General features: G+C 55.0%; 9 protein-coding genes. All 9 read right to left on the minus strand.

What is annotated here, in order from left to right:
• Positions 1-2: 2 nt before the first annotated feature.
• The 9 genes from PDUR_RS24140 to secA all read right to left on the minus strand — a co-directional run bounded on the left by PDUR_RS24140 (position 3) and on the right by secA (position 11,911).
• The gene (locus tag PDUR_RS24140) at positions 3-1,238 is read right to left on the minus strand and encodes an argininosuccinate synthase (protein ID WP_042208504.1); all 1,236 of its coding nucleotides are present in this window, start codon (positions 1,236-1,238) and stop codon (positions 3-5) included.
• Between the two features lie 63 nt (positions 1,239-1,301).
• Entirely contained in the window at positions 1,302-2,264 is a 963-nt protein-coding gene (argF, locus tag PDUR_RS24145; protein WP_042208505.1) for an ornithine carbamoyltransferase, read from the minus strand.
• A 132-nt stretch (positions 2,265-2,396) separates the two neighbouring features.
• The gene (locus PDUR_RS24150; protein WP_042209670.1) at positions 2,397-3,683 is read right to left on the minus strand and encodes an acetylornithine transaminase; all 1,287 of its coding nucleotides are present in this window, start codon (positions 3,681-3,683) and stop codon (positions 2,397-2,399) included.
• Positions 3,684-3,823: 140 nt separating this feature from the next.
• Positions 3,824-4,654 carry an acetylglutamate kinase gene (gene argB / locus PDUR_RS24155; RefSeq protein ID WP_042208506.1) on the minus strand — a complete coding sequence of 277 codons (831 nt, stop codon included), beginning with the start codon at positions 4,652-4,654 and terminating at the stop codon, positions 3,824-3,826.
• A gap of 83 nt (positions 4,655-4,737) precedes the next feature.
• Entirely contained in the window at positions 4,738-5,964 is a 1,227-nt protein-coding gene (argJ, locus tag PDUR_RS24160; protein WP_042208507.1) for a bifunctional glutamate N-acetyltransferase/amino-acid acetyltransferase ArgJ, read from the minus strand.
• Between the two features lie 21 nt (positions 5,965-5,985).
• Positions 5,986-7,041 (minus strand): N-acetyl-gamma-glutamyl-phosphate reductase, encoded by a 1,056-nt coding sequence (argC, locus tag PDUR_RS24165; RefSeq protein WP_042208508.1) that lies wholly within the window; start codon positions 7,039-7,041, stop codon positions 5,986-5,988.
• A gap of 224 nt (positions 7,042-7,265) precedes the next feature.
• Positions 7,266-8,150 (minus strand): YitT family protein, encoded by an 885-nt coding sequence (locus PDUR_RS24170; RefSeq protein WP_042208509.1) that lies wholly within the window; start codon positions 8,148-8,150, stop codon positions 7,266-7,268.
• Positions 8,151-8,152: 2 nt separating this feature from the next.
• Positions 8,153-9,266, minus strand: a protein-coding gene (prfB, locus tag PDUR_RS24175) for a peptide chain release factor 2 (protein ID WP_156130597.1) whose coding sequence is annotated in 2 segments (ribosomal slippage) — positions 8,153-9,193 and positions 9,195-9,266 — 1,113 coding nt in all. Because the reading frame shifts where the segments join, the coding sequence is not laid out codon by codon here.
• Positions 9,267-9,403: 137 nt separating this feature from the next.
• On the minus strand, positions 9,404-11,911 hold the full coding sequence (gene secA, locus PDUR_RS24180; RefSeq protein WP_042208510.1) for a preprotein translocase subunit SecA: 2,508 nt from the start codon (positions 11,909-11,911) through the stop codon (positions 9,404-9,406).
• Between the last annotated feature and the right edge of the window lie 2 nt (positions 11,912-11,913).

The following is an 11,913-nucleotide window of genomic DNA, read 5'->3' on the forward strand; positions in this document are numbered from 1 at the left end:
CCTTATTTCGCCGATTCGGCCACTCCTGTGGAAACCTTCAGGCGCAGCGCGTTCAGGCGGATGAAGCCGGTGGCGTCGCCTTGATCGTAGGCCTGCGTCGGATCGGCCTCCATCGTCGCGATATTCGGATTGTACAGGCTGACCGGACTCTTAACGCCGGCGGCGATAATGTTGCCTTTATACAGCTTGAGACGTACCGTGCCGGTTACGTTCTGCTGGCTCTCGGTCACAAGCGCCTGGATCGCTTTACGTTCCGGTGCGAACCAGAAACCGTTGTACACAAGCGTACTGTAACGGGTAATCAGGCTGTCGCGGACATTCATCACTTCACGGTCCATTGTGATGGATTCCATTTTGCGGTGGGCAGTGAACAGGATGGTGCCGCCAGGAGTCTCGTATACGCCCCGGCTCTTCATGCCGACGAAGCGGTTCTCCACCATGTCCACGCGTCCGATGCCGTGCTTGCCGCCCAGCTCGTTCAGCTTCTCCATCACCTGCAGAGGCGCTAGCGGCTCGCCGTTAAGGGCAACGCAGTCGCCTTTCAGGAATTCCAGCTCGATGTATTCCGGAGCGTCCGGAGCGTCCTCAGGCGCATTCGTCAGCAGGAACATCTCTTTGTTCTCAGGAGCACTGGCATCAAACCACGGATCTTCCAGGACGCCGCTCTCATAGCTGATATGCAGCAGATTGCGGTCCATCGAGTACGGCTTCGCCGCCGATGCCTGAACCGGGATGCCGTTCGCTTCCGCGTAGGCGATCATCTCCGCGCGTCCAGGGAACTGATTGCGGAACTCTTCCAGCCGCCAAGGCGCGATAACCTTGATATTCGGAGCAAGGCCAGCCGCGCCAAGCTCAAAGCGCACCTGGTCGTTGCCTTTACCGGTCGCGCCGTGAGCAATTGCCGTAGCGCCTTCTGCAATAGCGATATCGACCATGCGCTTGGCGATCAGCGGGCGGGCGATACTGGTGCCGAGCAGATACTGCCCTTCATACAGCGCCCCGGCCTGGAACATCGGGTAGATGAAATCCTTGGCGAATTCCTCGCGCAGGTCGTCGATGTAGACTTTCGACGCGCCTGTTGCGAGCGCTTTTTCCTCCAGACCGTCCAGTTCTTCCTTCTGGCCGATATCGGCCGTAAAAGCGATAATTTCCGCGTCATATGTTTCTTTCAGCCATTTCAGAATGACCGAGGTATCCAGGCCGCCGGAATAGGCGAGCACGATTTTTTCTTTTGCCATTAAAAAATTCTTCCTTTCTGCTTAAGGGATTTCTCGCTGCGCTTATCTCCAGTTAAGGACAGATCAGCCCATCAGGGCAGCCATCAGCGCCTTTTGCGCATGCAGCCGGTTCTCCGCCTCATCGAAAATGAAGGAGTTCGGTCCGTCGATAATTCCAGCGGTCACTTCCTCGCCCCGGTGGGCAGGCAGGCAGTGCAGGAACATATAGTCGCTCTTCGCGCCTTTGACGAGCTCCTCGTTCACCTGATAATCCTTGAACGCGGCTTCCCGCTTGAGCTGCTCTTCCTCAAAGCCCATGCTCGCCCATACGTCCGTATAGATGACATCGGCATCTTTAACCGCTTCTTCAGGACTGCGCGTGATAACGATCTCGGAGCCGGTCTCTTTGGCGATTTCCCGCGCCTTGGCCACAACGGCGGCATCCGGCTCGTAGCCTTCCGGTCCCGCAACCGACACATGCACGCCAAGCTTGGCCCCGCCCAGCAGCAGGGAATGCGCCATATTGTTGCCGTCGCCGATAAAGGCAAGCTTCAGGCCCTTCAGCCGGCCTTTGTGCTCATAAACCGTTTGATAATCGGCCAGTACCTGGCACGGATGCGCCAGATCGCTCAGGCCGTTAATGACGGGCACCGAAGCGTAGCGGGCCAGTTCCTCGACCTTGTCATGCCCGAATGTGCGGATCATGATGCCGTCCAGATAACGCGACATGACCTGCGCCGTGTCGCCCACCGTCTCGCCGCGTCCGAGCTGGATGTCGTTCTTGCTCAGGAACAGAGCATGTCCGCCAAGCTGGTACATACCCACCTCGAAGGACACGCGTGTGCGTGTGGATGATTTTTCAAAAATAAGACCGATCGTCTTGCCCAGCAGCGGCTGATATACTTCACCGTTCTTCTGCTTGCGCTTCAGTTCGATCGCCAGATCGATCAGATACTGGATTTCATCCGTGCTGTAGTTGTCTAGTTCCAGAAAATCCCGGCCTTTGAGCGCGGTGCCCTGTGTATTGTCCGTGATACTCTGACTCATGAATCCGTTCCTCCTTGTTAGTCCAATATGGCTCTGCGGGAATAACCCTGTAAAAAATGAGGGCTTCAAAGCCTATCCATGCTGCGGGATTTGCGCCCGCTAATTTATTGCTGAATCGTCCGCTTTGGGCTATCACTTAGCCTGGTGCTCGTTAGCATAAGTATGAATGAGATCCGAAAGGATGTCCACCGCCTGGCGAATTTCCTCCTTGCTCACGTACAGGTTCGGCAGCAGACGGATGACATGGGTTCCGGCCGTAACGAACAGCAGACCCTTCGATTGGCCGGCCAGCACGATCTCACCGACTGGAGATTGGCACTCGATGCCAATCAGCAGACCTTTGCCGCGGATGTCCACTACGAATGGACAATCAGCCAGCTTTTCTTTCAGCAGCCCGGTCAAATATTCCCCGGACTCCGCCGCGCGCTCTGGAAGATTGTCCTCCAGCATCGTCTCGATGGTAGCCGCTATAGCCGCAGTCGCCAGCGGCGTGCCGCCGAACGTCGAGGCATGGCTGCCCGGAGTGAACGCCTCGCGCAGATAGCCCTTCGCCAGCATCACTCCCGCTGGGAAGCCGCTCGCTATGCCCTTGGCCACCGTGAAAATGTCCGGCTCAATGCCGTAATGCTGATGCGCGAACAGCTTGCCCGTGCGGCCCATTCCGGTCTGCACTTCGTCCACGATCAGCAGCAGGCCGTGCTGCTTGCACAGCGCCACGACGCTGTTCAAGAACTCCGGCTGCACCTCAAGCACGCCGCCTTCCGCCAGTACCATCTCCAGCATGATAGCTGCCGTATTTTCCCCGATGGCTGCTTCGAGCGCCGGAAGATCATGCAGCGGTACCGTGACGAAGCCTTCCGGCAGCGGCAGGAAGCCGTCTTTTACCTTCTGCTGTCCCGTTGCCGTCAGCGTCGCTATCGTGCGTCCGTGGAAAGACTGCTGGAACGTAATGACCTCGTAGCGGCCCGTGCCTTTCACCTTCTGGTGATAGCGGCGCGCCAGCTTGATCGCAGCTTCATTCGATTCCGCTCCGCTGTTGCAGAAGAACACCTGATCCGCACAGCTATTGGCGGTCAGCAGCTCAGCAACCTTGTCCTGTCCAGGGATGTGGAACAGGTTGGATACATGCCACAGCGTATCGATCTGGGCTTTCAATTTCTCGCCAACCTTCTCCGGAGCGTGTCCAAGGCTGGTCACCGCCAGACCGCTGGTGAAATCGAGATATTTATTGCCTTTGTCGTCCCATACCCAGCTTCCTTTACCCTTTACGAGACTGATGTCGTATCTCGCATAGGAAGGAAAAACATGTTCCAGCTTGCCGGAAGCCGCCGGCTGACCTGCCGTGCTGATTCCCGCTCCCGTGTCCGCGACCTGTAGTTCCTTCAAAGAATGATTTTCCGCCTGCGTAAGCTTGCTCATTTCCATTCACTCTCCCCCGCCCACGCCGCCTGATGCGGCTTCCGGCATTATTTGATTTGTTCCTAAATCCAGGCAGGCCCCCGGCGGCGTTCCGTACATACCCCGTGCTATGCCGATTACCTGCTTCTCCGTTATTCCATTTACTCCCGCACAATCCGCGTACCTATGGTTTCACCGGACAGCACCCGGCTCAGCACTCCCGGCTCCTTGCCGTCGACGATGATGACCTCGGATACGCTGCCCTGAATACAGTCCACCGCCGCTCGAACCTTGGGGATCATCCCCCCGTAGATCTCGCCGCTGTCGATCATGTTGTCAATCTCGGCAACCGTCACCATCGGCAGAACCTTCTTGCTTCCATCTTCCGCCGTCGTCAAAATCCCCGGAACATCGGTCACCACAATCATTTGCGGCGACTTCATGTAGGAAGCGACCGCTCCTGCAGCCGTATCAGCGTTGATATTGTACCGCTGACCGTTATTGTCCACGCCAAGCGGCGCGATAATAGGCATATATCCGAGCGCCAGAATACCCGCTATAATTTCAGCTTTCACCCCGGTCACATGGCCTACAAGCCCTACCTCGTCACTGTTCGCCACGGGAGCAGCGGTAATGAGATTGCCATCCACGCCGGACAAGCCGATCGCCCTGCCGCCGCTCCCCTGAATTCGCCTTACAATCGCCTTGTTGATGCTGCCGGACAGCGTCATCTCCACAACGTCGAGCACTTCCTCGGTCGTCACCCGCAGGCCGTTCACAAAGCTGCTCTCAATGCCGAGACGAGCCAGATTACCCGATATCGCCGGTCCTCCGCCGTGAACGATTATCGGCTGTACGCCATCCTCCTGCAGATGCCTTAGTTCGTCAAAAAAAGAATCCGGAAGCGCGGTCAGCGTGCTGCCGCCGCACTTCATCACGAACATTCTCTCATTGCCCGCGCTATTCGTTTCATATGCATCGCTTTGCGTCATGAGTTTCGTTATCCTTCCTTATAAAAGGCTGTATTATGCCGCCATTTGTATATACTCTGGAGCAATAGCTTAAGCTTGGTCTCTTAAGTCCGGTATGCAGCATTAATCCGCACATAATCATACGTCAGATCGCAGCCCCATGCGGTGGCGCTGCCCTCGCCGTCAGCCAAATTTACAGTAATAAGTGTAGTATCCCCCTGCAAGTAGGCCAAAGCTTCCGCTTCGTCAAAAACCACCGGCTTAGACTGGCGCAGCACCTCGATCGTGCCAAGCGTTATATCCACCTTGTCGACCGATACCGGAACGCCCGCTCTGCCGACTGCGGCAATAATTCGCCCCCAGTTCGCATCCGCGCCGAATATGGCGGATTTTACGAGGCTGGAGCCCACCACAGTCTTCGCAATCGCGCGTGCTGCTGCTTCGTCGCCCGCGCCGCTTACCTGTACCTCAACCAAATGGGTTGCGCCTTCTCCGTCTCTGGCAATCGCCATAGCAAGATGACGGCACACATACGTAAACGCCGCTTCAAAAGCTTCCCAGTCTGGATGCAGCTTATTCAGCTCTCCATTTCCGGCCAGACCGCTGGCCATTGCAACCAGCATATCGTTCGTGCTTGTATCTCCATCCACCGTAATCATATTGAAGGTCGTATTCGTTGCCTTGCGAAGCAGCGTCTGAAGCTCCTCCTGTCCAATGGCGGCATCCGTCGTCATAAAGCCGAGCATGGTGGCCATATTCGGATGAATCATACCAGAGCCCTTCGCTGCGCCAGCGATCAAGACTTCCGTATCCCCAATCCATACTTTCACGCAGCATTCTTTTTTCACTAAATCAGTGGTCAAAATCGCCTGGCAGAACTCCTCCGCTCCATCCGCATCACCCGAGAGCTTCTCCGGCAGAGCGGCCAGACCGCTGCGAACGCGGTCCATCTTCAGCAGCTCGCCAATAACGCCCGTCGATGCAACCGCCACATCGTCCTCGCTTACGCCCAAATGCTGAGCGGCAACCGCCCGCATCTCATAGGCATCGGCCTCGCCCTGTTCTCCGGTGCAGGCATTGGCATTGCCGCTGTTGACAACTACAGCCCGAAGAACTCCGCTTCCGAGGCTCTCCCTTGTTACCTTAAGCGGAGCTGCCTGGAACAGGTTCGTCGTATATACCGCCGCTGCCGTTGCCGGAACCTCGCACAGTATGGCGGCGAGATCGTTGCGGTTTGTTTTTTTCAAGCCGCAGTGCAGGCCTCCGGATACAAATCCTCTTGGTGTCGTAATGCTTCCGCCTTCCACGACGGTGTACAGCTTCTCGCTCATGTTCTTATTTCCCGCTTAGCTTTACGGATACACAGGCGTGTAACCGAGCCCAAGCGTTTCCTCCCATCCCATCATTAAATTGAGATTCTGAATAGCCTGCCCTGCGGCGCCTTTCACAAGATTGTCGATAACCGAAATAATGGTGATCCGTCCTGTACGGGCATCCGCCGCAAATCCGATGTCGCAGTAATTCGATCCGCTGACTTCCTTGGTCGCCGGCCAGATTCCGGCATTACGCACGCGGACAAAAGATCTGCCCTCATAATAGCTGCGGTACAATTCGATAAAGTCCTGCTCGCTGTAATCCCCGGTCATACCCGCATAGATCGTGGTCATAATCCCCCGCGTCATCGGAACGAGATGGGTGGTGAACGTTACCGTTACCTTTTCCCCGGCAATCTCAGTGAGAGCCTGCTCGATCTCGGGAATATGCTGATGCTTGTTGATTTTATAGGCTTTGAAATTCTCATTTACTTCCGCATAATGTACGCCCACGTTCACTCCGCGTCCAGCTCCGGATACGCCCGATTTCGCGTCGACGATGATGCTCTCCGGTCTGATCCATCCCGCCTTGACCGCCGGAATCAGACCAAGCAGCGTTGCTGTCGGATAGCAGCCCGGATTAGAGATGAACTCCGTACCTGCCACGCGTTCCCCGAATACCTCGCACAGCCCGTAGACCGCCTGCTTTAAATAGCTCTCCTGTGGAGCCGGATGTTTATACCAACGCTCGTATTCGCCGCCGTCTTTCAGCCGGAAATCACCGGACAGATCAACGACCTTTAGCCCCGCCTCGAGCAGCTGCGGAACAAGCTTAGCACTGACGCCGGCAGGCGTTGCCGTGAACACAACATCCGCCCTCTCCTTTATCTCCGCCGCATCCACGCCGTCCAGATTCCTGCTCAGTACGCCGGTCAAATGCGGAAATCCTTCTTCGATCGGCACCCCCGAACTAGAAGAGGAGATCACTGATGTGATTTCAACCTTCGGATGACCCTGCAGCAGCCTGATCAGCTCCACGCCTCCATACCCAGTCGATCCTACGATTGCCGCCCTTAACTTACCTTCCAACGTCATTCCCGGTTCCTCCTGCCTTTTCTCTCTATTATACCGGATATATCCACTATCCGCCGTCCTAAGAAATATGTATTATTATACAACCGGATTAATATAAATACAACAGATTATGTAACATTTATATCCTGCAAGAATAGTGAATTTCCTCCCCTTATCATGTACAACTTCCACTTTCCTATTTCGAAAAAAAGAAGCGCCACTTCTCCTATTAAACATAGGAAAAATTACGCTTCTCTCTTGAATCCTTTGCCAAGAACCTCATGGGCGTCGCTAATAATGACGAACGCGTCAGGGTCCACCGAGCGGACGATCGCCTTCAGACGGGTTGTCTCATTCTGCCCGACAGCCACCATCAGTACCGTGCGGTTGTCACCGGTATATCCGCCTTGAGCCTCCAGCTTCGTTAAACCACGGTCCAAATCATTCAAAATCGCTTCGGAGATCGCCTCCGTATGATCCGAAATGATATAGGCTACCTTCGTATAGCTGAAGCCTACTTCCAGCGCGTCGATCACTCTTCCCGTTACGAACAGGCCGATCAGCGCGTACATCGCCTGCTCCATCCCAAGCACGAACGCGGCTAGCGTAATCACCGTACCATCCAGCAGGACGACGGACAAGGAGAAGCTGAAACCCGTCACCTTCTGGATAACTTGCGCCAGAATCGTAAGGCCCCCTGTCGAGCCGCGTCCTCGAAACACGAGGCCCAGACCGAGACCGACGCCAATTCCGCCGTAGATAGAGGCCAGCAGAGGATTAGCGGTCGGCACCGGACCGTCTTTGGTCAAGTAAATGAATAGCGGCAGCACAATGCTGCCCAGCAGCGACCGAAGCCCATAGTTCCGGCCCAGGATGAATACGCCAAGAATAAAGAGCGGGATGTTAAGCGCCCACTGGGTAAAAGCCGGCTCCGCTACAAACCACGACTCCGCCAAGACGGACAAGCCCGATACGCCGCCGGAAGCGATCTGGTTCGGCAGCAAGAACAAGTTGAAAGCGAGAGCTGTAATGAGCGAGCCGACGGTGATCATCGTCGTATCCGCAAGATGACGGAGCGGTCCGTTCAGCGGAACAAGCGGCGGCCTGCCCCTTGTATTAAGTTTGGACATTGCTATTCTGCCTCGGTCTTGATCTGGCTGCGTAAATATCCATCGATAAAAGCGTCCAGGTCTCCGTCCATCACGGCACCGACATTGCCTGTCTCCACTGAGGTCCGGTGGTCTTTAACCATGCTGTACGGGTGGAAGACATAAGAGCGGATTTGGCTGCCCCAGGCAATATCCGACTGCTCGCCCCGGATCTCATCCAGCTCACGCTGCTGTTCTTCCAGCTTGCGCTCATACAGCTTGGAACGAAGCATCGTCATCGCGCGCTCCCGGTTCTTAATCTGGGAACGTTCATTCTGGCAGGTAACGACTATCCCGGTCGGCTGGTGGGTAATCCGGACCGCTGAATCGGTCGTATTGATATGCTGTCCGCCCGCGCCGGTAGCCCGGTACGTATCGATCTTCAGATCCTCGGTGCGGATCTCAATGTCGATGTCTTCATTGATTTCCGGCACCACGTCGCAGGATACAAAGGATGTATGCCGGCGGCCGGAAGCGTCGAATGGGGAAATGCGAACCAGACGATGAACGCCTTTTTCCGCTTTCAGATAGCCGTATGCGTTGTAGCCTTTGATCAGCAACGTTACGCTTTTGATTCCGGCCTCATCACCTGGCAGATAGTCCAGAACCTCCACCTTGAAGCCACGCTTCTCCGCCCACCGGGTATACATTCTGAGCAGCATCTGGCCCCAGTCCTGGGATTCCGTTCCGCCTGCGCCCGGATGAAGCTCCAGGATGGCATTCAGCTTATCGTAAGGTTGATTGAGCAGGAGCTGAAGCTCAAATTCCTCAAGCTTGCCCGTCAGCGCCGATACATTCGTTCCGATTTCGGCAGCCAGTTCCTCGTCGCCTTCTTCCTCGGCGAGTTCAGCCATAAGCAGCGCGTCGTCATAATCCTGCTGCAGCTTCTGATACTGGTCCACGCCGGATTTAACAGCGTTCATTTCGGCAATAACGCCCTGCGCCTTCTCATTATCATCCCAGAAATCCGGAGCGGCCATCTTCTCCTCGAAGTTGGCGATCATCTCCTGCTTGAGGTCTAAGTCAAAGAGACCCCCTAAGGTTAGTTAATTTCTTGCCAATTTCGCGCAAGTCTTGCTTTACACTAGGATCAATCATGGGCTCACTGCACCTTTCCGTGAAATATATACGTGATATAGATGTATTCAGGAAGAAACGGCTGAGCCGCTTACGGGAATCTCCCCGGCCCAGCCGTTCTACGTTTTCATGCTACGCCTTTACCGGCGGAATAACTCTTAGGCATTTTGTCCGTGACAGTTCTTGAATTTCTTGCCACTGCCGCAAGGACAAGGATCATTGCGTCCTACCGTTTGGCCGACCGCTACCGGACGTTTCTCAGCAGGCTCACCGTTTGTGGAAATCTTATTCTCCTCCACGACCGATTGACGCTCCTGATTCGTCTCGATATGGGCCTTCATGATGTAGGTCGCTACTTCTTCCTGGATGGTCGCCGTCATCGCATTGAACATCTCAAAGCCTTCAAACTGATATTCGCGCAGCGGATCGGTGCCGCCGTAAGCGCGCAGATGAATCCCTTGGCGAAGCTGGTCCATTGCATCAATGTGGTCCATCCATTTACTGTCGACGGCCCGCATCACGATAACCTTCTCGAATTCACGCACCAGTTCGGAGCCGAGACGTTCTTCGCGGGCCGAATATTTCTCCAGCACCTTCTCGAAGATAAACTCGACGATCTCTTCCGCTTCCTTACCCCACAAATCGTCACGGGTAAGGGAACCTTCATCCAGCAGCTTGCTGTTCACATAGTCCGCCACTTCCTGAAGTTCCCAGTTCTCAGGAATATCATCGCTGCAATGCGCCTGTACGACCCGGTCGATGACCGGCTGGATCATTTCGACCACAACATCCTTGATATTTTCCGATTCTAAAATTTCGCGGCGCTGCTTGTAGATGATTTCGCGCTGCTGGTTCATGACATCGTCATACTGAAGAACGACCTTGCGGATATCGAAGTTGTTGCCTTCGACCCGCTTCTGTGCTGACTCTACCGCACGTGTAATCATCCGGCTCTCAATCGGCTGGTCTTCTTCGAAACCCAGACGCTCCATCATATTCAGCACGTTGTCCGCGCCAAAACGCTTCATCAGCTCATCGCCCAGCGACAGATAGAACTGCGTCGAACCCGGATCGCCCTGACGGCCCGCCCGTCCGCGAAGCTGGTTGTCGATCCGCCGGGATTCATGGCGCTCGGTACCAATAATATGCAGGCCGCCGAGTTCCGCTACACCTTCACCCAAGATAATGTCGGTGCCGCGGCCCGCCATATTGGTCGCAATCGTCACGGTGCCGGGTTGTCCCGCATGCGTGATGATTTCCGCTTCCGCTGCATGATGCTTGGCGTTCAGCACCTGATGCTTGACGCCCTTGCGCTTCAGCATTTCCGAGACGCGCTCGGAATTCTCGATCGATACTGTACCAACCAGCACCGGCTGGTTCTTCTTATGGCGTTCCACAATTTCCTCGACGACAGCGTTAAACTTGCCGTTCTCGCTCTTGTAGACCACATCAGGCATATCTGCCCGCTGATTCGGCTTATTCGTCGGCACCTGGAGAACTTCCAGACCGTAAATTTTCTTGAATTCCTCTTCTTCCGTCTTCGCCGTACCGGTCATGCCGGCCAGCTTGCGGTACATGCGGAAGTAGTTCTGGAATGTAATGGTGGCGAGCGTCATGCTCTCGTTCTGTACCTGAATTTCTTCCTTCGCTTCAATCGCCTGATGCAGCCCGTCGCTATAGCGGCGTCCCGCCATCAGCCTTCCGGTAAATTCATCGACGATAACGACCTCATCATCCGTCACCACATAATCGACGTCGCGGCGCATAATGACGTTAGCCTTAAGGGCTTGAACAATATGATGGTTAAGCGTAACATGGCTGTGGTCATACAGATTCTCGATGCCAAAAGCCTTCTCGGCAAGCGCCACGCCTTTCTCAGTCAGCGCGACGGACTTTACTTTGATATCCACGGTGTAATGCTCTTCAGCCTGCAGTCTCTTTACAAAGCGGTCTGCGGCATAGTACAGCTCCGTCGACTTCTCGGCTTGTCCGGAAATGATGAGCGGCGTCCGCGCTTCGTCGATCAGAATGGAGTCCACTTCGTCAATGATGCAGAAGTAGAGCGGACGCTGTACCATTTGCTCTTTATAGAGCACCATGTTATCGCGCAAATAGTCAAAGCCGAATTCGTTATTCGTGCCGTACGTAATATCGCAGGCGTAAGCATTCTGTTTATCGGCATGGTCCATGCCGTTCAGGTTAACCCCGACCGTCATGCCCAAGAAATTGTAGATTTGTGCCATTTGGGCGCTGTCGCGCTGGGCCAGATAATCATTGACCGTAACGACATGCACACCTTGTCCAAGCAGGGCGTTCAAGTAAACGGGCAGCGTGCCTACCAGCGTCTTGCCCTCGCCGGTCTTCATCTCGGCGATCTTGCCTTCATGCAGCGCCATTCCTCCAACGAGTTGGACGTCAAAATGCCGCATACCCAGCGCGCGTCTCGAAGCTTCGCGTACGGTTGCGAATGCCTCCGGCAGGATTTCCTCCAGAGTTCCCCCTTGTTCAATCCGGGCGCGGAACTCCTCGGTCTTGGCTCTTAAGGCTTCATCGGATAGCGCCTGGAATTCCGGCTCCAGTCCATTAATAAGTTCGACCGTCTTCATCAGACGTTTGACATCGCGTTCATTCGTGTCGCCGAATATCTTTTTAACAAGTCCTAGCATGG

This window comes from Paenibacillus durus (assembly GCF_000756615.1).
Classification (GTDB): domain Bacteria; phylum Bacillota; class Bacilli; order Paenibacillales; family Paenibacillaceae; genus Paenibacillus_AQ; species Paenibacillus_AQ durus.

Excerpts from the sequence above, each read along its gene's own strand:
- PDUR_RS24150 (WP_042209670.1), bottom strand. The coding sequence starts at position 3,683 with ATGAGCAAGCTTACGCAGGCGGAAAATCATTCTTTGAAGGAACTACAG.
- argJ (WP_042208507.1), bottom strand. The coding sequence starts at position 5,964 with ATGAGCGAGAAGCTGTACACCGTCGTGGAAGGCGGAAGCATTACGACA.
- secA (WP_042208510.1), bottom strand. The coding sequence starts at position 11,911 with ATGCTAGGACTTGTTAAAAAGATATTCGGCGACACGAATGAACGCGAT.
- PDUR_RS24170 (WP_042208509.1), bottom strand. The coding sequence starts at position 8,150 with ATGTCCAAACTTAATACAAGGGGCAGGCCGCCGCTTGTTCCGCTGAAC.
- argB (WP_042208506.1), bottom strand. The coding sequence starts at position 4,654 with ATGACGCAAAGCGATGCATATGAAACGAATAGCGCGGGCAATGAGAGA.
- PDUR_RS24140 (WP_042208504.1), bottom strand. The coding sequence starts at position 1,238 with ATGGCAAAAGAAAAAATCGTGCTCGCCTATTCCGGCGGCCTGGATACC.
- argC (WP_042208508.1), bottom strand. The coding sequence starts at position 7,041 with ATGACGTTGGAAGGTAAGTTAAGGGCGGCAATCGTAGGATCGACTGGG.
- argF (WP_042208505.1), bottom strand. The coding sequence starts at position 2,264 with ATGAGTCAGAGTATCACGGACAATACACAGGGCACCGCGCTCAAAGGC.